The sequence below is a fragment of the Synergistaceae bacterium genome, assembly GCA_017540085.1.
In the GTDB taxonomy this organism is placed as follows: Bacteria; Synergistota; Synergistia; order Synergistales; family Aminobacteriaceae; genus JAFUXM01.
On the sequence record JAFYBQ010000002.1, the window covers coordinates 1 to 19,737 of the forward strand.

General features: G+C 49.9%; 20 protein-coding genes, 3 tRNA genes and 1 other RNA gene. 12 read left to right on the forward strand and 12 right to left on the reverse strand.

The window, feature by feature from the left end; genetic code table 11:
• Positions 1–169: 169 nt before the first annotated feature.
• The 5 genes from IKQ95_00285 to IKQ95_00305 form a co-directional block, all read right to left on the reverse strand.
• Positions 170–1,792, reverse strand: a complete 1,623-nt coding sequence (locus IKQ95_00285) for a DEAD/DEAH box helicase (protein MBR4195137.1) — start codon at positions 1,790–1,792, stop codon at positions 170–172.
• 3 nt (positions 1,793–1,795) lie between these two features.
• Positions 1,796–2,148, reverse strand: an RNA gene (gene rnpB, locus IKQ95_00290) — RNase P RNA component class A.
• Positions 2,149–2,170: 22 nt separating this feature from the next.
• Complete coding sequence (locus IKQ95_00295) at positions 2,171–3,268, reverse strand: amidohydrolase (GenBank protein ID MBR4195138.1); 1,098 nt, start codon at positions 3,266–3,268, stop codon at positions 2,171–2,173.
• Positions 3,269–3,410: 142 nt separating this feature from the next.
• On the reverse strand, positions 3,411–3,953 hold the full coding sequence (locus tag IKQ95_00300) for a chromate transporter (GenBank protein ID MBR4195139.1): 543 nt from the start codon (positions 3,951–3,953) through the stop codon (positions 3,411–3,413).
• The gene (locus IKQ95_00305; GenBank protein MBR4195140.1) at positions 3,940–4,491 is read right to left on the reverse strand and encodes a chromate transporter; all 552 of its coding nucleotides are present in this window, start codon (positions 4,489–4,491) and stop codon (positions 3,940–3,942) included. Before IKQ95_00305 ends, IKQ95_00300 begins: the two co-directional genes overlap by 14 nt.
• Before the next feature lie 107 nt (positions 4,492–4,598).
• On the opposite strand from IKQ95_00305, the gene IKQ95_00310 reads away from it, so the two are divergent.
• Positions 4,599–5,765, forward strand: a complete 1,167-nt coding sequence (locus IKQ95_00310) for an iron-containing alcohol dehydrogenase (GenBank protein ID MBR4195141.1) — start codon at positions 4,599–4,601, stop codon at positions 5,763–5,765.
• Here the strand turns inward: IKQ95_00310 and IKQ95_00315 are convergent.
• Genes IKQ95_00315 through IKQ95_00340 form a run of 6 tightly spaced genes read right to left on the reverse strand, consistent with a single transcriptional unit; the run spans position 5,762 to position 9,533 of the window.
• Positions 5,762–6,013: a hypothetical protein gene (locus IKQ95_00315; GenBank protein MBR4195142.1), complete on the reverse strand. Its 252-nt coding sequence runs from the start codon at positions 6,011–6,013 to the stop codon at positions 5,762–5,764. The two genes, IKQ95_00310 and IKQ95_00315, sit on opposite strands and share 4 nt — an antisense overlap.
• Positions 6,014–6,019: 6 nt before the next feature.
• Positions 6,020–6,667: a 16S rRNA (guanine(527)-N(7))-methyltransferase RsmG gene (gene rsmG, locus IKQ95_00320; GenBank protein ID MBR4195143.1), complete on the reverse strand. Its 648-nt coding sequence runs from the start codon at positions 6,665–6,667 to the stop codon at positions 6,020–6,022.
• Positions 6,639–7,550, reverse strand: coding sequence for a nitroreductase family protein (locus IKQ95_00325; GenBank protein MBR4195144.1), 912 nt, complete (start codon positions 7,548–7,550; stop codon positions 6,639–6,641). Before IKQ95_00325 ends, rsmG begins: the two co-directional genes overlap by 29 nt.
• Positions 7,529–7,888 carry a nucleotidyltransferase domain-containing protein gene (locus IKQ95_00330; protein MBR4195145.1) on the reverse strand — a complete coding sequence of 120 codons (360 nt, stop codon included), beginning with the start codon at positions 7,886–7,888 and terminating at the stop codon, positions 7,529–7,531. Before IKQ95_00330 ends, IKQ95_00325 begins: the two co-directional genes overlap by 22 nt.
• 3 nt (positions 7,889–7,891) lie before the next feature.
• The gene (hisB, locus tag IKQ95_00335; protein ID MBR4195146.1) at positions 7,892–8,479 is read right to left on the reverse strand and encodes an imidazoleglycerol-phosphate dehydratase HisB; all 588 of its coding nucleotides are present in this window, start codon (positions 8,477–8,479) and stop codon (positions 7,892–7,894) included.
• Complete coding sequence (locus tag IKQ95_00340; protein ID MBR4195147.1) at positions 8,466–9,533, reverse strand: histidinol-phosphate transaminase; 1,068 nt, start codon at positions 9,531–9,533, stop codon at positions 8,466–8,468. Before IKQ95_00340 ends, hisB begins: the two co-directional genes overlap by 14 nt.
• A gap of 36 nt (positions 9,534–9,569) precedes the next feature.
• Here IKQ95_00340 and IKQ95_00345 point away from each other — a divergent pair, with 36 nt between their 5' ends.
• The 7 genes from IKQ95_00345 to IKQ95_00375 all read left to right on the forward strand — a co-directional run bounded on the left by IKQ95_00345 (position 9,570) and on the right by IKQ95_00375 (position 17,625).
• Complete coding sequence (locus IKQ95_00345) at positions 9,570–10,409, forward strand: site-specific DNA-methyltransferase (protein MBR4195148.1); 840 nt, start codon at positions 9,570–9,572, stop codon at positions 10,407–10,409.
• Entirely contained in the window at positions 10,361–11,140 is a 780-nt protein-coding gene (locus IKQ95_00350; protein MBR4195149.1) for an MvaI/BcnI restriction endonuclease family protein, read from the forward strand. The genes IKQ95_00345 and IKQ95_00350 overlap by 49 nt, the downstream gene beginning before the upstream one ends.
• A 117-nt stretch (positions 11,141–11,257) precedes the next feature.
• Entirely contained in the window at positions 11,258–13,897 is a 2,640-nt protein-coding gene (locus tag IKQ95_00355) for a CBS domain-containing protein (GenBank protein MBR4195150.1), read from the forward strand.
• Positions 13,898–13,966: 69 nt separating this feature from the next.
• Positions 13,967–14,905 carry a phosphatase PAP2 family protein gene (locus IKQ95_00360; protein MBR4195151.1) on the forward strand — a complete coding sequence of 313 codons (939 nt, stop codon included), beginning with the start codon at positions 13,967–13,969 and terminating at the stop codon, positions 14,903–14,905.
• A 101-nt stretch (positions 14,906–15,006) separates the two neighbouring features.
• Positions 15,007–15,678 (forward strand): 50S ribosomal protein L25, encoded by a 672-nt coding sequence (locus IKQ95_00365; GenBank protein ID MBR4195152.1) that lies wholly within the window; start codon positions 15,007–15,009, stop codon positions 15,676–15,678.
• Between the two features lie 7 nt (positions 15,679–15,685).
• A complete protein-coding gene (locus IKQ95_00370; protein MBR4195153.1) occupies positions 15,686–16,243 on the forward strand; it encodes an aminoacyl-tRNA hydrolase in 558 nt (185 codons plus the stop codon).
• A 110-nt stretch (positions 16,244–16,353) separates the two neighbouring features.
• The gene (locus tag IKQ95_00375) at positions 16,354–17,625 is read left to right on the forward strand and encodes a Glu/Leu/Phe/Val dehydrogenase (protein MBR4195154.1); all 1,272 of its coding nucleotides are present in this window, start codon (positions 16,354–16,356) and stop codon (positions 17,623–17,625) included.
• 60 nt (positions 17,626–17,685) lie between these two features.
• Here IKQ95_00375 and IKQ95_00380 read toward each other — a convergent pair whose 3' ends face one another.
• Positions 17,686–18,741 carry a Stealth CR1 domain-containing protein gene (locus tag IKQ95_00380; protein ID MBR4195155.1) on the reverse strand — a complete coding sequence of 352 codons (1,056 nt, stop codon included), beginning with the start codon at positions 18,739–18,741 and terminating at the stop codon, positions 17,686–17,688.
• 118 nt (positions 18,742–18,859) lie between these two features.
• Here IKQ95_00380 and IKQ95_00385 point away from each other — a divergent pair.
• The 4 genes from IKQ95_00385 to IKQ95_00400 form a co-directional block, all read left to right on the forward strand.
• Positions 18,860–18,946 (forward strand) — tRNA-Leu (locus tag IKQ95_00385).
• A gap of 18 nt (positions 18,947–18,964) precedes the next feature.
• A tRNA-Met gene (locus tag IKQ95_00390) sits at positions 18,965–19,041 on the forward strand.
• A 13-nt stretch (positions 19,042–19,054) separates the two neighbouring features.
• Positions 19,055–19,131 (forward strand) — tRNA-Met (locus IKQ95_00395).
• 190 nt (positions 19,132–19,321) lie between these two features.
• A partial coding sequence (locus IKQ95_00400; protein ID MBR4195156.1) for an integrase arm-type DNA-binding domain-containing protein occupies positions 19,322–19,737 on the forward strand: 416 nt, incomplete at its 3' end.

Here is a 19,737-nt window from a genome sequence, read left to right on the forward strand (position 1 = left end):
CATAAATCGTCTTGAGTTTTGACCCCTACGAGCATGGCATCGAGCAAGTCGTTGCTAATCTTGAGTTTTTCCTGTCTAGCTTCTTCCATTATGCTTACCTCCTGTGTATTTTCCTCTTACACAGTTCATTGTACAGTCTCGAAAAATCATCGTTCGAGCTTTAGCGGAATCATTCAGCAGCGGGGGCGGAAATTTTGACTCCCGCTTCAATCTCGCCGAGTTTCTCCTCAAAGCCGTATATTGTCGGGTCAATTGATTCAACCGTCTTGTTCAGCTCGTCCATCAGCCTGAAACGCCGCGAGGCCGGGAGCTGATTGGCGAATCTCTTCACCTTCAGGAGTGCCTGCAAGTAATTCCGCTCATACTGAATCAGTAATTTCGCCGCCATTACCGCGCTGGGATTCCCCTCGTCAAGAAACAGCCGCGCCATCTCTAAATTCTCTTCTATCTCCATTTCGTCATACCATATTTCCGCAAGTATCTTCATGAAACGGGGACGGGCTGACCCTTTCACCATTCGTTTGGCCAGCGAGTTAATCTTACGCATTCCGAGTTTCAGCTCATTCATAACCGCGTCAATTTTCCGCGAGGGCAGCGAGTATTCAGCGATATATATTGCTTCGTCCTCAGTCAGAACCTGACCGCGCAATAATTTCCCGTAAGACGGACTCAGACGTATCACCGCAGGCTCGGAGGCTTTATCCATCAATTTGCGGAATATTACGCCCGTCTTGAACCGCCCGCACTCAAAGCCGGAGTCCTTGATGAACGTAACATAGCCGGGGTCAAAGAGTCCCTTCCTCCCTGCACGGCCTGACATCTGTAGAAATTCATTGCGTGTAATCGGCATGTAGTTGTAGTAGTTCACGAGCTGGGCAAAAATAACATACTGCGCCGGGAGATTCACGCCCAATGCAAGAGCGTTAGTCCCGCAGACAACATCAAGCAGCCTTTCACGGAACGCCGCTTCAACGAGTAATTTCTCTTTGGGCAGCATACTTCCGTGATATATTCCGACTCCCTTGTAGATTCCGGGCAGTGTCTTCTTGACCTCAAGAATTTTTGCGAGCTCGTCAATACGTTTCACGCTTTCAGGGGGGATTCTCTTGCGTGTCTGCGCTATCTGTCCGGCAAGGTCAACAACGCCCCGCTGTGAAAATAGGAACACTAACGCATCGTGAATCTCATGAATCTTCACGGGGTCATTCGGCTGAAATATAAGCTCGGTGATTCTCTTCCTGGCCTGGTGAATCACAAAATCCCGCCCGCAGATGTCAGACAGATATTTTCCCACGCTCTTGACTCCTCCGAGTGTCGCCGACATCACAAGTATCTGCGTTGAAGGGTCAGTGTTTCGTATGCCGTCAATGTACATTCTTGCGCGGCTTGAGTCTGTGAATATGTAGTGAAACTCGTCAACGATTAATTTCTGGCCGGGGATACGGGCGTATTTCATGGTATAAATTTCCTGAGTACAGCAGATTATAGGCGCGCCCTCGTTGCGCTTGAAGTCTCCTGTTTCGAGTCCCACGTCAAAACCCATCCGGCGAAGGTCTAAATATCTCTCGTTGCTTAGGGCTTTAATGGGTGCTGTGAAAATTATGCGTGAAGCGTCCGGGTTGGGATTGATTGAGCCGTCATTATTGAGGAGTCCCGCCCACAAGTATGCGACAAGAGTCTTCCCTGCTCCTGTCGGGGCTGATAACACCGCGCTGCTGTCCTTTATGTGAGAATATGCGCGTAACTGCCAGTCGTAAAATTTTGCGTCCAAAGCGTGAAATATACCTTTCATGAAATGGCGGGCAGACCGTAAGCCGGGTTCTGTATATGACGGCCATTTATCTGGGGGAAAAAAAGTTCCTCGCGGAATCCCTCAAGCGATCATTACCCTGAAGTAAGCGGGCCGCTTTCAACCTTCGCTATTTGATCTTGCTTCGGATGGGGCTTGCATAGCTCATGAATTGCTCCATGACTGGCGGGCTTTTACCCTTCGCCTTTTCACCGTTGCCGGAAAAATTCCCCGGCTGTGTATTTTCTGTTGCGCTTTCCCGCGGATTGCTCCGGCCTGCTGTTAGCAGACATCCTGCCCTGTGAAGCCCGGACTTTCCTCACCTGAAACGAGTCAGGCGCGGCCGTCTGGACTGCCCGTGAACGCTATTTTATCACCAAACTATGACAGCCTGAATATTTCCGCGAACATGTCTACAGCAGTCCCAAGAATATTATCATTGAAATCATAATTTGACGTGTGAATATCCGGGTAAGACTCGCCGTTGCCGATGTAGAATATCGCGCCCGGTATCATCTTTGTGTATATCCCGAAATCCTCCGAGGCCCGCAAAGGTTCGGCCATGTCGATGACGTGAAGCCCTAAAGATTTAGCGGCCTTCCCTACGCGCTGTACGCACTCGGAATCGCTTGAAGTGTCGGTGAAGTAGTCGCTGACTCTTTTCGTGAGGGTGAGTGAGTTTTCGGCGGCTGACTTTTCCGCAAGGGCTATGATTCCGTTGTAGGCTCGGCGCATTTCGGCTTCACGTTCGGCGCGGACTGTGATGGAAATCTCACCGATTCCCGGAGAAATCCCGAAATTTTTTCCCCCGACATTCACATTCACGACCGTGCATAACGCGCTTCCTTTAACGCCGTCAATCTCAGAGATAAAACGGGCTATAGCGTATGCGGGATTGAGTCCTTTCTCCGGCTCGCTTGCGTGTGAAGTCCTGCCCTCAAATGTCAGAGTGATTCCGGCTGAGGCGTACTGACAGACTCCCTCGCGGATTACTATGCTGTTTTCGGGGTAACCGCTCCAGTTGTGGAAGGCGTAAATACTGCTTATGCTTCTTTCGCGGAGGAGTGCTGAACATTCGCGTGCGCCCTGTCCGTTTTCCTCTGAGTGCTGGAAGATGAGATACACCGAGCGTTTTATGGGCAATGCTTCAAGCTCAAGAGCGAGTCCGCAGAGTGCCGCGGCGTGTCCGTCATGGCCGCATTTGTGGGAGGCTCCCGGGTTGAGTGAGGCATGTGGGATTGAGATAGACTCGTTCATGGGAAGAGCGTCCATATCTGCGCGGAATGCGGTTGCCTTTGTGCCTTCAACGTAGCGCGAGGCGTAAAACCATTTCCCGCAGTCGACAACAGCAAGCCGGGTATTGTTCTCGATGAAGGTCATCAATCGGCGTTTTGTGGCTGACTCATGGCCGGAAATTTCGGGGTATTGATGGAGTTCATGACGGAGAGAAATAATTTTCCGCAAATTTTCTTTGTTCACGTTTAACCACCTCGCCGCGAATGATAGCACTTAGGGAAAATGCCGGGCAAATGTCGCTGTGAGAAGGCATGAAAAAAGCCCCCGGCCTCCCCCCGCAATTTCTCATCACAAAGAAGCCCGGCCATCTATCACACGCGAGTCATCACAGCCCAATCACACCGAACATTATCACACCCGCAACCGCACTCAGCATTAACACTTTCGGGATTGAGACATGAAATTTCAGCAGGAGAATCAAATCTACAGCTCCCAATATCACAGAAGGCAAATGAATATTCCCGGCCTCCGCGTAATTCACCAGCACCAAATCAACAACAACTCCCGCTACCATTCCCACGCACGCAGGACGCACCCCCGTCATAATCTCGCCGAGCCTCTTGCTGTCCCGGAAACGGTCAAAGAACACCGCCGCAACCGCGCAAAGTGTGTATGTCGGACTCAATGCTCCCATGTTCGCCACGAACGCACCCAGAATCCCCGCCGCCCTCATCCCCGCGAACGTCGCGCAGTTCAGGCCGAGCGGGCCGGGAGTCATCTCCGCAATCGCTACAATGTCTGAGACTTCATGAGCCGTCATCCATCCGTGAGAGATCATTTCAGCCGAGATTAACGGAATCATTGACAGACCGCCGAAACTCGTAAAGCCGATTTTCACAAAGCTCCAGAATAATTCAAGCAGCAGCATTATGACTCCTCCTCTCGTACCATTCGCACATAATCAGCCCTAACACCGCCCCGATTACCACAAGCCACACGGGACTCATTCTCAGGAAGAAATACAGCCCGAACATCGCAAGCGCAATCACATAGCACGGCGGAAACTTGAACGCGCTCTTTATCATTCCCATTAACGCAGAGAGTATTACAGGTGCTACGGCTGTACGTATTCCCCTCATGGCCGACGCTACCCACAAATTATTCTGAAACGCCGTGTAAAAGCTCGTAATCAGTATCAATATTATCATCGGCACCGTAATCATTCCGAACATGCACGCGAGACCGCCTAAGAATCCCGCCATTCTGTGGCCGAAAAACATTGCGATATTTCCTATCATTGTGCCGGGAAGACTCCTGCCTATGCTAGTTATGTCTAGTAATTCCTCGTCCGTGATGACTTTTTCCCGGTTCACGTAAATTTCTTTCATCTGCGCTACTATGCTCCATCCTCCGCCGAATGTGAACGCCCCGAATTTCAGAAACTGCATGTAAAGTTTTATCAGCATGAAAATTTATTCCCCCTTCTGGTAACTGTATAATAATTGCAGGGACAAACAAAACGCAATAAGCTATCATAACGGAAAAATATTCAGGACAAAAAGGTGATTACAGTATGCATAATTTCATGTGGCACAATCCCACGGAGATAATTTTCGGAAAAGATACAGTGAAGGAACTCGCGCCCAGGCTCAAAGCTGACGGCGTTAAAGGGGTTCTTCTTGTGTTCGGCGGAAAAGGAACGTTCAAGAGCGGGGCATATGCTCAGGCAACAGACATGCTTAACGGCGCGGGAATATCATTCTCAGAAGTCAATGATGTGAAATCGAATCCCCTTATCGGCAAAGTACGCGAGGGAGTCGAACGTGTGAAAGCAGGCGGGATTGACGCAATTTTAGCGGTTGGAGGCGGGAGCGTTTTCGACACAGCAAAAGCTATAGCGGCGGGTGCTTGCTATTCGGGCGATGTCTGGGACTTCTTCACAAAGAAAGCGAAAATCACGAAAGCCGTACCCCTCTACGGAATATTAACCGCGTCAGCCTCATCAAGCGAAGCCAACAACATCGCAGTAGTCAGCAACCCGGAGTCAGAACTCAAGACATCAATCACAAGCCCTGCTATTTTCCCGAAAGTCTCAGTGATTGACCCGTCATTTCAGACTACATTGCCGGAGAAGCAGACGGTTTACGGCGGAGTCGACATAATCGCGCACATTCTCGAAAGAGTGCTTGACGGCGACGAGGAAAGCGAGCTTATTGACGAGCAGGGGTACGCCCTAATCCGCACAATGATGAGAGTGATACCCGACCTGATCGAGAACCCGAAAGATTACGACCTCAGAGCAGAATACGCGATGGCCGGGATGATGGCGCACAACGGATTTCTGTCGATGGGTCGCGAAACACGCGGCGATTTCTCGTCCCACAGGCTGGGGCATTCCCTGAGCGCGTTATTCGGGGCGGCTCACGGCGCGACTCTTGCGGTGGTAATGCCGGCGTGGGCAAGGTATTTGTATGAGGATAACCCTGTTCCTTTCGCGAGGCTTGGAGAAGGTGTGTTTGACATTTTTGACGGGACGGACGAGGAAAAAGCACTTGAGGCAATCGAGTCGCTTGAGGAATTTTTCCGGGACATCAACGCGCCCACGACACTGCGCGAACTCGGCATTAAGGAAGATGACATAGAGAGAATCGCGGAGAACGCTTCACGCGGGGAATCATTCGGCGTTCTCTCGACGCTTGAGCCGGAAGACGTGCTAGAGATCTACAAGCTGGCCTACTAGGCTTCCGAGTCCCCTGCGCTTTTATGGCCGGGGGATTCTTTTCTGCCTTTTGTGAGGAACAGCCAGCCCTGCCACATTCCGAACGCCGCTACAGCCGGGAGGGCGCACAGCGATACAAGTAACGGCCATCCATTTTCCGCAAGCCAGTTCGACAGCCAAACGCCTAAGAACGCATACCCCGCCACGACAAGCCCCGCCGACAGCACCCGCCCGAAAATTATCACATCATGAAGTCCGTTAATCTTCACGCCGAATCACTCCCAGAAAAATTTTGTCCCTGCTAAACCCACACGGCGCGGGAACATGGCCGGGCATTTCTTCACCTTCTGCCACGTCAATATACATCTCGATGAGTCATCACCGCCGTAAAATTTTGCTGACGGCTCAGACAGTCCGAGAATGTGCCATTTTTTGTTGACCGCAGAAATTTCGTCATTCACTTTTTCGCCTTTGAACGTGAGAATCTTCCCGCCGATTTTCACGAGGGGCGACAATAATTCCGCCGTAACTCCCGCTGACGATAAAGCACGCGCCCCGGCCATGTCGAAAATTTCACGGTGATTTTTCGCGTAATCCTCGCTTCTTTCACAGACAAATTCAGCGTTATGAATCTCTAACTCGTCAATAATTTCCTTCACGGCCTCGCATTTTTTCTTCACGCTGTCGAGAAGTGTTACGCGCAAATCGGGACGATAAACAGCCCACACGATTCCGGGGAGTCCTCCTCCGCTGCCTACGTCAATGACATGTCCTTTTTCCGGCAGAAATTCGAGCGAGGGCAGGCAGTCTTCAACCTGAAGCGCGAATATCTCATCAGTTCCCCTTGTGCCTGTGAGCCTTGCGCGTGTGCATGACGCGAGTAACTCGGCGTATCTATACAGTGTGGATCTTTGCGGGTTCATAGCGGTCTTCCTGCGGGCGTTTGCTGACGGGGTAACCTACCGGGATTAACATGAACGGCCTGAAATTTTCCGGGAGCTTCAAGACTTCCGCAACGTGCTTCATCGGGGCTTCAAGCGGGGCAATTCCGAGCATTACCGCGCCGAGTCCGAGATATTCAGCCTCAATCAGTATATTTTCCGCGCATATGGCCATGTCAATCTCTACCATCATGGGAGCGGGAAGATCATTCGTCCTGTAGCAGGGGACAATAACAACGGGTGCATTTTTCGCTGGGGTTGCGTAGGGCGTGGCCTGTGAGAGTTTCGCGTTGATTTCGGGGTCATCGCTCACCCAGAACTCCCAGGGCTGCTGGTTGACTGCTGACGGTGCCGCCATTGCCGCACGCAGTATCTTGATGATATATTTGCTGTCTACTTTGTCGGCGGTGAACTGTCTTGTGCTTGTGCGTGTGAATATCGCGGAGGGTAACTGCTGCTTGATTTTCGTCCATGCTGATTCGAGGTATGGCCGAATCATTCCTATCATATTTTCGGCATTGCTTATCTGCCCGGACGCTTTATCATGCGGCGTTGTGTAGAAATTTTTGTAGTCTGCGCACTCCCTCTGCTTTGAAGCCTCCGTAATCATGTCTGAAATTTCGCGGCTGAATATACCCGTCTTGACATAGTGATGATTGAAGTATGATATTACGCCTGAATGCTTGCCCGACTCAAAACCATCAAGAGCAGTAACCGACAGCATAGCATAGAATACAGCGTAATATGACCTGTTTGCGGATGAGTCTGTGTCGCCGTCCTCAAGCAATGAATTTGCAGCGCGGAGAAACTTTAACGCCTTCTCGTACCTGTACTGCGACAATGCTAAACGGATTCTTTCGTCCATAATGTTATCCCTTCCCTTTCTATGTTCTTGTAGAATGGCAGTTCATATTTATACCTGCTGAAGTGGTTTTCCTCAATGTCGATAACTGACAGCACTGTGTCATATTTCAAGTCAAGCTCCGTAACAGCCCGCGTTAATTTCTTGTCGGTATTCCTGTCAAGCTCCCCGCGTATAACCATCGCAATATCAACATCAGACTCCCACGTGTTATCGCCCCTCGCCACAGACCCGTAAAGTATTATCCTCACAGCGTCATCACCAATCACCGACAATATAGCCCTCACAATGTCGTCAAACATTTCTTTGTCGTCAAGAGTTTTTCTCGCGGGAAAATCCATCGCCTATATCACTCCTTTTGTCGACGGAATCGCCCCGCCTAACTCCGGATTTATTCTCACAGCCTGCGAAATGCTCCGGGCCGCTGACTTGAACGCGCATTCTATTATGTGGTGTGCGTTCCTCCCTGATAGCTGCCTGAAGTGCAGTGTGCAGAGCGAATTTCCCGCGAACGCCTGCCAGAATTCCCCGGCTAATTCCGTGTCGAAATCCCCGACTTTCTGCGCGTGAATCTCCATCTCCCACACAAGAAACGCACGCCCGGAAAAATCTACAGCCGTCATCACTAAAGCCTCGTCCATCGGCAGAATCATATTTCCGTAGCGGTTAATGCCTCTCTTATCGCCGATAGCCTCACGAAACGCAAGCCCTAAGCATATTCCGACATCCTCGACAGTGTGATGATAATCAACGTCATAATCCCCCCTGCATTTCACAGACAGGTCAAACCGGCCATGAGAGGCGAAAAGCGTCAGCATATGATTCAGGAATCCGCACCCCGTATCAATCTCACTGTGTCCGCTTCCGTCAAGCTCAAGCGACAATGTTATGTCAGTCTCTTTTGTCGTCCGGGTGATGTTACTTTGTCTCATTCTCTGTAACTCCCTTCATGACCTCAAGAAATATCTGCATTTGTTCAGCCGTCCCGATTGTGATTCTGTTGTAGTCGGAAATTGCCGGGGGATTCGAGAAATGCCGAATCATTATGCGGTTCTTCTTGAGGGCGTTAAAGATATTTTCTCCGCTGATTGACTCGTGTTTTGCGAACAGGAAATTTGCTGACGAGTCAAGAACGTCAAAGCCCATTTCCTGAAGCCTTGTCCGTGTGTTGTCGCGAACCTTGCGGATGATGTCGATGTTTTTCCGCGTGTATTCCTCATCCTCAAGAGAACCGAGTCCCGCCGCCTGTGTCATCGCGTTAATGTTGTAGGGCGTTATTGTGTTCTTGATGTTGCGGATGTCCTGCGCGATTTCCGGGGAAGTCATGCACCATCCGAGACGCGCCCCGGCAAGCGACCGGGATTTAGAGAAAGTCCGGGAGATTATGAGGTTGTCATATTTTGGGAGGAGGGTTACCGCGCTTTGCCCGCCGAAATCTATATACGCCTCATCAATCACAGCGAGGCTTCCGGGATTCGATGTGATTATGGTCTCAATGTCATTCAGAGTCATGGCTAGTCCTGTCGGTGCGTTAGGGTTTGCGATGATGATGGTACGCCCGCGCATGTCCCTGTAATATGACGGGTCAACATGAAAATTCTTCAACGGCACTGTAACGCAGTCAACGCCGTAAAATTTCGCCAGTATCCTGTAGAATGAGTATGTGATATTCGGGAAAGCCGCGCCCTTTTCGCACAGTCCCATGAAAATGAAGCTGAGTATCTCGTCTGAGCCGTTCCCGAAAACTATCTGCGAGGGGTCAAGGCTGTACATCCCCGCGATTTTCCCGGCAAGCTCGGAGCAATCCGGGTCGGCGTAGTAGTTGAGTCCCTGCGCTGCCTCGTGGGAATATGCTATAGCTTTGGGCGACGGGGGGAAGGGGGACTCGTTTGTGTTGAGGCGTATATAGCCCTTCATGCTTTCGGCTTCATTGCTTGTGTCGTATGGAGTGAGTGATGAGAATTTTGTGTGAAGGAATCTGCTCATTGTTCGTAAATCCTTCCTAATGATGAAATTTTTGCGGTGATAATTATAGTTGACGGGGAAATTTTCTGCTATATTATCCCGTTACCACACATGAAAAGAGAGGCGGCCATGTACGTTATTGACGAGGTGAAAAATTCTTTCATTTGCGGCGATGCTCTTCAGGAGATGAAAAATTTTCCTGATGAATGTTTTGACTTGGCTGTTACTTCACCGCCGTACAACCTGAAAAACTCAACGGGAAACGGAATGAAGAACGGCACGGGCGGAAAATGGGCAGGAGCTGCGTTAGTAAACGGTTATGCAACTTATGATGACAATATGCCGTATGATAAATATTGCGAGTGGCAGAGAAATTGTCTTGCGGAAATGATGAGACTCATTAAGCCTGACGGAGCTATATTCTACAATCACAAGTGGCGTGTTCAGGGGGGACTCATACAGGACAGACGCGAAATAATTTCCGATTTCCCAGTGAGGCAGATAATAATCTGGAAACGCAAAGGGGGAATCAATTTCAACCCGGGCTACTTCCTCCCAACGTATGAAGTGATATACATGATAGCCAAGCCGGGCTTCAGGCTCGCGGACAAAGCAAACAGGCTCGGCGATGTCTGGGAGTTCCCGCAGGAAATGAAGAACAAGCACCCCGCGCCTTTTCCTGTTGCGCTCATCGAACGGATAATATCAAGCACGAACGCAAAAATAATTCTCGATCCCTTCATGGGAAGCGGCACTACAGCAGTAGCAGCTAAGAATCTCGGACGGGATTTTGTCGGCATAGAAATATCATCGGAATACTGCGAGATGTCAAAGGAGAGACTTGCATTATGTCAAACATCAGAAAATACACAAAGTCAACAATTATTGCTGCTCTGAAAGAAATACGTTCGCGGGGCTGGCTAAAGAGTCGCAGGAACGTTCACAATGACGGCGCAATAGGCAATACGCTTGAAGATCTGCTCGGCATAACGGAGAATAATTTACCGCTTCCGAATGCTGCTGAATGGGAGTTGAAGACGCAGAGAAGAAATACTACCGCATTGCTTACGCTGTTTCACCTTGAGCCATCACCGCGAGCACTTCACATAGCGGATTACCTTCTGGAAAATTTCGGCTGGCCTCACAAGCTCGCAGGGACAAAATACCCGGAAGGTGAAAAAAGTTTCCGGCAGACTCTCAGCTACAGAAATCCCACAAGCAGGGGCTTCTTTGTTGACATTGACGCAGACAATCAAAGAGTCATTGTGAGTTTTAATCCTTCAAGCATAGGCGGTGAGCTTTCAGACTGGCGGGGCTCCCTTCCACAATACGATAAAGACTACGTGCCTTACTGGGGATTTAATGACCTTTATCACAAAGCGGGCGTGAAACTCGGAAATTGCTTTTATGTTATCGCTGACGTTAAAGAGGACGGCGGAGAATATTTTTACAGATACTCGGACATAATGCAGCTGCAGGGATTTTCCCTCGATAATTTTCTGCGCGGTATAACGGAAGGCAACATACTCATAGATTTTGACGCACGCACAGGCCACAATCACGGCACGAAATTCCGAATCAGGCAGAACGCAATACCATCGCTGTATAACATAGTCCGCGATATTTAGTACTTCATGCTCTCACATGGCCGACCCCGGCAGGGTAGCGCAAGCAACGAAGAATTGACGCATTCAATTTTTGCGCTATGATTTTTCCATCCCACATGAAGAGAGATTACACAGACCATGCAATTAATCACAAGCCATCTCAATACGGATTTTGACTCACTGGCCAGCATGATAGCGATACAGAAATTATACCCGGAGGCCGTAATCTGTCCGCCCGGCTCATTCTCGCGGAAGGTTCGCGACTTCATGGCAAAGCAGGGACTCCCATTCGCCTCCCGTCTCACAAAGCCCAAGAAAATTCCCCTCGATGAGGTTACATTGATGGTAGTTGTTGACACCCGCGCACGCTCCCGCATTGGCCCGTTTGCGGCTCTCACGGGAAGGGCTGATGTTGATGTTCACGTCTACGACCATCACCCAGCGACAGCAGAGGACATCCCCGCGTCAAAACTCATGTATGAGCCAATCGGCGCGGCCTCGACAATGATACTTGAGCAGTTATTACTGAACCGCAAGGAGATTACCCCGGAAGAAGCTACGTTATTCGCCATTGGGATTTATGATGACACGGGCGCGTTCACGTATGAGTCGACAACGGAGCGCGATATTGCGGCGGTGAGCTATTTGCGCGAGCTTGGCGCGGATTTGTCCGGGGTACTTGCTCAGGTTGAGACGGGGATCCCATCGGAGGACAAGAAATTACTTGACACCCTCGCGGAAAACATCCGGGAGATTTATATCAACGGCGCAAAAGTCTGCCTCACTTGGGCTGAAACTGAGACATATGTAACGGGGCTTTCGGTTTTCGTCAACAGGCTGAAGGAATTTTCCGACTCCCACGTAACAATAGCTGTCGTCAAAAATGGAGGCAAGAAGACAAACATCATAGCCCGCAGCGTAGAAGGAGTCCTAAACGTCAAAGAGTTCCTCGCCCCCTACGGCGGAAGCGGACATTACCAGGCAGGAAGCGCGACTCTTGACGCACGTGATACACATGAGCTTTTAGCCGAAATCGAGTCCCGCCTCGCCGGGGAAATCGCTCCGATGATGAAGGTGTCCGACATAATGACATCGCCCGTCATAGCAGTCGGCACTGACGCTAAAGTTGATGAGGCTTACCGCACAATGCTGCGTTTCGGCGTTAAGTCCCTGCCGGTAGTGAGTGAGTCCGGGGAAGTCGCCGGAATGATGACGCGCAAAGACCTCGACAAGGCACACCTTCACGGACTCGACCGGGCTAACATCTCGGACTTCATGACGCAGGGAGTAATCAGCCTTTCAGCAGAGGCTTCTATTGATGAGGCTCACAGGATGATGGCGACATACGGATTCGAGAAAATGCCGGTTCTTGACAAAAACGGGAAAATCGCCGGGGCATTAACGCGGTCTACGCTCCTGCGGGCGTTATACCATTCGGGACAGTTCGCGGGCGAAAACAGCAAGCGCGACTCAGCCGGATTCCTGTGGGTCGAAAATGTTGCGCGATTGATGGAGGACTCGTTCAGCCTAAAGACGCTATCATTATTGCGGCGAGTAGGCACTAAGGCTCATGAGCTGGGAATGAGGGCTTACCTTGTCGGCGGGACTGTGCGCGATATTCTGATGGGCGTGAATAATACGGACATTGATATTTCTGTTGAAGGGGACGCGGAGAAGCTCGTAATGTCGTGGGACGAACCCGGCTGTAAGTCGACTCTTCACGGACGCTACAAGACCGGGACAATAACATTCCCGGACGGCGAGAAGGTAGACGTTGCCACAGCAAGACGCGAATTTTACGAATACGCCGCGGCGACTCCCACTGTGCAAAACAGCTCACTAAAGCAGGACTTGAGCCGCAGAGATTTCACCGTCAACGCAATGTCCATATCCCTCAGCGATGATGACTGGGGTACGCTCACCGACAATTACGGCGGGCGGGCTGACCTCAAAGACAGATTGCTGAAGATTCTCCATAACCTGAGCTTTGTTGAAGACCCGTCGAGAGTCCTGCGGGGCATAAGGTTAGAACAGCGGCTGAATATGCGCTTTGAGGACAACACAATGAGACTCCTAAAGAGTGCTGTGAAGGGTGGACTGCTTGAGCTTCTGTCAACAACAAGAATACGCACAGAGCTTGAGCTTGACGCAAAAGAGTCATGTTTCCGCAAAATCGTAATGCGTATGCAGGAGCTTGGAGTCTGGAACGCATTGTTCACAGGAATGTACGTAAGCCCGGCCGTATATCACCGCCTGCGAATCCTCGAACACTTCATGAAGCAGATGAGCTTTCACGGGATAAACTTCAAGGGAATGGAGTGGATAGTGAAAATGGCGGTAGTGTTCACGGACTCAAAGCCTGATGTGAGATTCTCAGCGATGGACAGAATGAACCTGAGTCCCAGCGAGCGCGAGAACCTCACAAAATGCTTCACACAGTGGCCGAACGTTGAGAAATTCTGCGCGGGCTACAAGACAATCAAGAACTCGGATGCGTATTTGTTCTTCAAAGATTACGGAGCTGTTCCCCTGCTTTACTGGCTGACATGCCTGAAAACACGCGAGGCCCGGCGGCTTGTCGTTGAACATCTCGAATTATGGATAGGGTACAAAGGCCAGCTTACGGGAAAAAATCTTCAGGCTATGGGCTTGAAGGGAAAAGAAATCGGCGAGGCATTAGCGCAGATAAAACTAGCGGTGATTGACCGTGAAATAAAGAGTCTTGAGGACGAAATACAGTACGTGCGGAAAAATATTCTCAGCGTTAAGGATAAATGAACGGCGTATAATGAATATTAATCTTCTTGTCTTTCATTGGCGGGAGATTTTTTTACAGGAGGCTGAAATATGGACATACAATATTTGCTGTGGCTTCAGGAATGGCGAAACGCCACAAACAACGCGCTGACTCCGTTCTTTGAGCAGCTCTCGCTTTTCGGCGTAAGGGATATACTTCTTCTGCCTGCGTTCGTCTACTGGTGCATAAGCAAACGCAGCGGGATGATGATATTCTTCTCGTACAAACTGAGTCAGACATTCAACGCAATCGTGAAACTTACGGCCTGCATATACCGCCCCTGGGTTCGCGACCCTAGAATCATTCCTGCGGGGGACGCGATAAAGACGGCGGGCGGATACTCGTTCCCAAGCGGACACACTATGATGTTCACGCCGATATACGGAGGAATCATAGCTGTAACAAAAAACTGGCTTGTTCGTATCGTCTGCCTTGCGCTGATTCTTGTTACGGCATTTTCGCGTAACTATCTCGGAGTCCATACCCCGCAGGATGTCATTGTAGGGACTCTTCTCGGAGTCTTGTCGATTTACATCGGGCATAAAGTTTTCGCATACTTGGACAGGCACCCGGAGAAGGACATTCATGTGATGATTTTTTCTGCGCTCATGGGAATATTGACGCTAGTATACATAACGTACAAGCCGTATCACGTAGATTACACCGCTGACGGGAAATTGCTCGTTGACCCGGTGGCAATGCAGGTTGACTCCTGGGGCGACGCTGGCGGATTCGCGTCATTCGCTCTTGCGTGGTTCATTGAGTCGCGGTTCGTGAAGTTCAAGCCGACCGGGATAAACGCAAAGGGAATAATTCTCTGCGTCATCGGAATGATTCCGCTTCACTGGCTTATATGGAACATCGGCGGAATAATGGCCGCTTATTTCGGGCCTCACTGGGGAAAACTCGCGGGGAAGAGTTGCATACTTCTCTACATGATAGCGGTATGGCCGATCGTGATAAAACTTTTCTCAGGAAAGAAAGAATAAATTTTCCCACGCTGTAAAACGTTCCCCCTTGTCATTTACAGGCAGGGGGGATTTGTTATAATTACCCGCGAAATTTCACACACACAAAGGAGAGAATCATTTTGGCGGACATAGTAACGTTAGTGATGGAGTCCCGTGAGAAGACGGGCAAGGGCGAAAACGGAAGAATACGCCGGGCGGGTTATGTACCCTGCGTAATGTACGGCCCGGAAATTTCCCCGAACATTATCGGCAAAGTGAACATGCGCGAGATTGAGAGGATACTTGCGGGAAGATGGGAGTCAACGCGCCTTAACGTGAAACTTCCTGACGGCCGCGAGGAACTCTGCATTATCCGCGAGGCTCAGAGGCACCCGCTCACGGATCAGCCGCTTCACATTGACTTCCTGCATCTTGTGAGAGGGCGCAAAATCACGGTTAATATTCCTGTCGAGGTAACTGGGCGCGATGACTCGCAGGGCGTGAAGGACGGCGGAGTTCTTGAGGCGATTCACGAGCTTGAAGTTGAGACTCTGCCCATGAGCATACCTGATGTGATTACGGTTGACGTTTCCGGGCTGAATATTGGCGACGCTATTCACGTTGCGGATCTGAAGCTCCCTGAGAATGTTACGGCACTTGCTGACCCTGAAGAGGTCGTAGCGATCGTAGTAACATCACGCGGAGTCGAGGACGCAGAGCCGGAGACAGAAGAGACAGCTGCGGCTGATGTTGAAGTAGTCGCAAAGGGCAAGGCCGCCAAGGAAGACGCAGAGCAGGAAGAAAAGAAGTAATCAGAAAATGAGACTCATAGCCGGCCTGGGTAATCCGGGAGAACAATACGCTTTCACCCGTCATAACATGGGCTGGCTATGCGCTGACTTTATCGCGGTGAATAACAATCTCGGAAAGCCCCGGCAAAATTTTCACGCTGAGTTCTGGAAATGGAATGACGTTATACTCCTCAAGCCCTTAACATTCATGAACTCAAGCGGAATTTCCGTAAGCGAGGCCGCAAATTTCTACAAGATAGATTTATCCGACATTCTGATAATTTATGATGATATGGCGTTACCGTTCGGGAAATTGAGACTCCGCGCTCAGGGTTCAGCGGGCGGGCATAACGGGCTAATATCAATTCTCGGCGCATTGGGTGATTTGCACGTTCCGAGACTGCGAATCGGAATCGGCAAAGCTCCCTCAAGCATGATAAATTACGTTCTCGGCCATTTTCCCCCTGACGAACGCGAGAAGCTCCCCGAAATTATTTCCCGCGCAGGTGAAGCCGTAACAGCTTGGCTCACTCACGACATACAGCGGGCTATGACAATCGTAAACGCAGGCAATACAGACGCATAAATTCAGACTCTTCACAACAAGTATTCCTGTATAATATTCTCACTAATTCCAATCACACAAAGACAACCGAATAACGGCAGACAGCTTCAAAGAAGGAGGCGTAATTTGCTATGCAGAATCGGCGCGAATCATCAAACGTATTGCTTAACACGGCATTGCAGGAATTTTACGGCGCGGCAGATGAGATGGGACTCAGCGAGCGTTTAATCACAGTGCTGAGTCATTCCGAGCGTATGATGAAAGTATCAATCCCGGTTGAAATGGATGACGGCTCCGTGAATGTCTATGACGGCTACAGGGTGCAGCACTCCACGGCATTAGGGCCGTCAAAAGGAGGCATCCGCTACGATTTGGGCGTTGACATGGACGAATGCGAAGCCCTCGCAATGCTCATGACGTGGAAATGTTCATTGGCCGGGATTCCCTACGGAGGCGGGAAGGGCGGAATATGCTGCGATCCCCTCACTATGTCGAGACGCGAGAAAGAGCAGCTCACACGGACATACGCCGCGAGAATTGAGCCGATATTAGGGCGATGGAGCGATGTCCCTGCGCCCGACATGAACACGGGCGGGCAGGAAATGGTCTGGATTCTCGACACCGTAAGCAAAATGAGAGGCCGTCTTGAGCCTGCTGTGCTGACCGGGAAGCCTGTATCATTCTGGGGCAGTCATGGCCGGAACGAGGCTACCGGGCGCGGAGTCGCTACATGCGGGCTTGAGCTAATGCGCGTTCTTGGCATGAACCCGGACTCAGTTACGGCGGCGGTGCAGGGATTCGGCAATGTAGGAAGCTACACGGCAAAGACTCTCAATGACGCGGGAGTCAGAATTGTCGCAATAAGTGATGTTACAGGCTCGTACTACTCAGCGGGAGGGATTGACATTCACCGGGCTTTTGACGCTGTGAGGAAGCACCCGAAAAAATTGCTTGAAGGGTTCGAGACTTTCGGGAACTGTGAAAAGATTGACGATATTTTGTCGGCTGAATGTGATTTCCTTTTCCCGTGTGCCAGAGACGGAGTAATCAACGCTGAGACAGCCGGGAAAGTGAAAGCGCGCTACATTGTGGAAGGCGCGAACGGCCCGACTACCCCGGAGGCTGAAGAGATTCTGCGGGCTGACGGCGTTATGATACTTCCTGACTTCCTCGCCAATTCCGGCGGTGTCATCGGGTCATATTTCGAGTGGGCGCAGAACTTGCAGGGAGCATTTTGGACGGAGGAAGAGTACAATAACCGACTTGTCCACATCATGAAGGGAAATTTTCGGCGCGTCTGGGACTGGTCAGAGTCAAAGCATATCACTATGAGGCGTGCCGCGGCGATGGCGGCGATTCAGAGGGTCGCGGAAGTCTGCGAAATGCGGGGGACGTTCTTATAGCGTGTGAAAATGAATCCCCTGCTCGGAATTTTGCGGGGGATTCTGATTTTGCTGACGGGATTACAGCTCGAACGATGATTTTTCCGGCAGGACTTTGCCGTATGCGTCAAGAATTTTCACTGAAAGAGTGCGGAAGAGATTCTCATAGACTTCCGCTTCAGCTTCTCCTGCGTCATTGATACATATGATTCCGTGCCTGTGATTGATTATGTCATCGAGGAGTTTGGCGAGGTGCTTGTTGTTTTCGCCGCCCATGCGGGATATATGATAAAGCATAGTGAAGCTAGACCTTCTCGGATAGAATTTCCCGCTCATAATCTGCCAGTATTCTATAAGATAAGGGTTGACATCCGATTTGTCCCGGAATTTGTGGGAAGATGTAGCCTCACAGTAAGCACCGGCTTTTTCCCAGACCTCTGTGAATGTTGACTTGAGGAATGACGTTGCCGTGTGATTGCCGTGAAAGCCCCTGCAGCTGTTCGAGGCCCACCACGCCGGGAGCATGTAAAGAGTTTTCAGCAGTACTGTTCCATATCTGAGACGTAAAAATTTTGTGATGTTTTTCATGAATGACTTTCGGAAATTAAAGTTTTTTGCTATTACAACAAGGTCATTCATAACTATGTGGCCTATACTTTCGGTTACAGCTCCTGAAGGACCGGGGTGAAATCCGGCGCACTCGCACGGAAGCCCGTCAACAAAAAAATCCTCCGGCCTGACAGGGGCATTAAGGAATACATCATCATTGAAGTACACAAATTTTTCCGACAGCCCTTCTATTCTGTGCATATTAAGCTCTATCGGGTGTGAGCTGAATGTTGGAAGCCATTTATGCGGAATATAGTCCTCATGTTTCACAAAATGCAGTTTCGGGTAATTCAGGTTGAGCCATTCAGGAACCTGCCCGCACGTGATGAAGTGAATCTTTCTGACCCACGGCGCGTATTTCTCCACTGCCCGGAACCAGTACGGAAGAAGCCCCCAGTCCCGGTAGCGTCCCGCAGTCGCCTTTATGGAGGCTTTGCCCTCGTCCCCTCTGTATAACGCTCTTTGTTTCTGCCATTCCGGGTCTGAGCCGTCAACCCACGGAATCACAAAATCAATATCAGACTGCATAACGGATAATCATCTGCCTTTCTTATGGATAACGCAATTATAGCAGAGTGTCAGCAAACTTGACGCGGAATAACATGCGCTGTAAAATACCCTTTGTGCTGAAACACCAGTGCTAATTGCCGGGCTGGTGGAATGGTAGACACACGGGACTTAAAATCCCGAGGGCGTAAAGTCCGTGAGAGTTCGAGTCTCTCGTCCGGCACCATCAAAAGCACATTGACACCGCGGGGTGGAGCAGTTTGGAAGCTCGTCGGGCTCATAACCCGAAGGTCAAAGGTTCAAATCCTTTCCCCGCCACCATTCTTTTATTCATGGCGGTATAGCTCAGTTGGCTAGAGCACGCGGTTCATACCCGCGTTGTCCCCGGTTCGAATCCAGGTGCCGCTACCATTAAGGTAATTAAAATAAAATTGATAGAATAAAATAAACTCGCTAGCAAGCGGGTTTTTGTGTTATTTATAGGGTGAAAAATAATGATAAAAAACGCTATAAGACGGCATATAGTTGTAGAAAGAATTGCAGAAGAAAATTTTTCATAAATTTTTTTCTACAACTTAGAGAAGAAAAGAGGTATTTGACAATGTTGACAGAATTACAAGCTAAGACCGCTAAACCGAAAGAAAAATATTACATGTTAAGGGACGACAGGGGCTTATATTTAAGAGTTGACACGTCCGGCAAAAAGTACTGGATTTTCAGATATTCAGAAAATAAAAAAGCCCGTCAGCTTTCACTCGGAGCATATCCTGATATTTCGCTTAAAGACGCAAGATTAAAACGCGATGAAATTCAAGCTAAACGCGCAAAAGGCGAAAGCCCTTCACGAAGCAAAGAGCCGCAGACCTTTTCAGAAATTGTTAATGAGTGGCTGAAAGTCAGAATGCAAAATAAAGACGAAGGTTATTTGAAAACAATTAAACTTCGCCTTAACAAATATATTCTTCCTGAAATAGGCGCAATGCCTTTAGCGAAAATAAATTCAAGAGATATTTTATA

What these genes read in the sequence shown, in the direction of transcription:
- IKQ95_00285 (MBR4195137.1), bottom strand. Translation starts at nt 1,792, where the DNA reads ATGAAAGGTATATTTCACGCTTTGGACGCAAAATTTTACGACTGGCAG.
- IKQ95_00300 (MBR4195139.1), bottom strand. Translation starts at nt 3,953, where the DNA reads ATGCTGCTGCTTGAATTATTCTGGAGCTTTGTGAAAATCGGCTTTACG.
- IKQ95_00305 (MBR4195140.1), bottom strand. Translation starts at nt 4,491, where the DNA reads ATGCTGATAAAACTTTACATGCAGTTTCTGAAATTCGGGGCGTTCACA.
- IKQ95_00310 (MBR4195141.1), top strand. Translation starts at nt 4,599, where the DNA reads ATGCATAATTTCATGTGGCACAATCCCACGGAGATAATTTTCGGAAAA.
- rsmG (MBR4195143.1), bottom strand. Translation starts at nt 6,667, where the DNA reads ATGAACCCGCAAAGATCCACACTGTATAGATACGCCGAGTTACTCGCG.
- IKQ95_00325 (MBR4195144.1), bottom strand. Translation starts at nt 7,550, where the DNA reads ATGGACGAAAGAATCCGTTTAGCATTGTCGCAGTACAGGTACGAGAAG.
- IKQ95_00330 (MBR4195145.1), bottom strand. Translation starts at nt 7,888, where the DNA reads ATGGATTTTCCCGCGAGAAAAACTCTTGACGACAAAGAAATGTTTGAC.
- hisB (MBR4195146.1), bottom strand. Translation starts at nt 8,479, where the DNA reads ATGAGACAAAGTAACATCACCCGGACGACAAAAGAGACTGACATAACA.
- IKQ95_00340 (MBR4195147.1), bottom strand. Translation starts at nt 9,533, where the DNA reads ATGAGCAGATTCCTTCACACAAAATTCTCATCACTCACTCCATACGAC.
- IKQ95_00350 (MBR4195149.1), top strand. Translation starts at nt 10,361, where the DNA reads ATGTCAAACATCAGAAAATACACAAAGTCAACAATTATTGCTGCTCTG.
- IKQ95_00355 (MBR4195150.1), top strand. Translation starts at nt 11,258, where the DNA reads ATGCAATTAATCACAAGCCATCTCAATACGGATTTTGACTCACTGGCC.
- IKQ95_00360 (MBR4195151.1), top strand. Translation starts at nt 13,967, where the DNA reads ATGGACATACAATATTTGCTGTGGCTTCAGGAATGGCGAAACGCCACA.
- IKQ95_00370 (MBR4195153.1), top strand. Translation starts at nt 15,686, where the DNA reads ATGAGACTCATAGCCGGCCTGGGTAATCCGGGAGAACAATACGCTTTC.
- IKQ95_00375 (MBR4195154.1), top strand. Translation starts at nt 16,354, where the DNA reads ATGCAGAATCGGCGCGAATCATCAAACGTATTGCTTAACACGGCATTG.
- IKQ95_00380 (MBR4195155.1), bottom strand. Translation starts at nt 18,741, where the DNA reads ATGCAGTCTGATATTGATTTTGTGATTCCGTGGGTTGACGGCTCAGAC.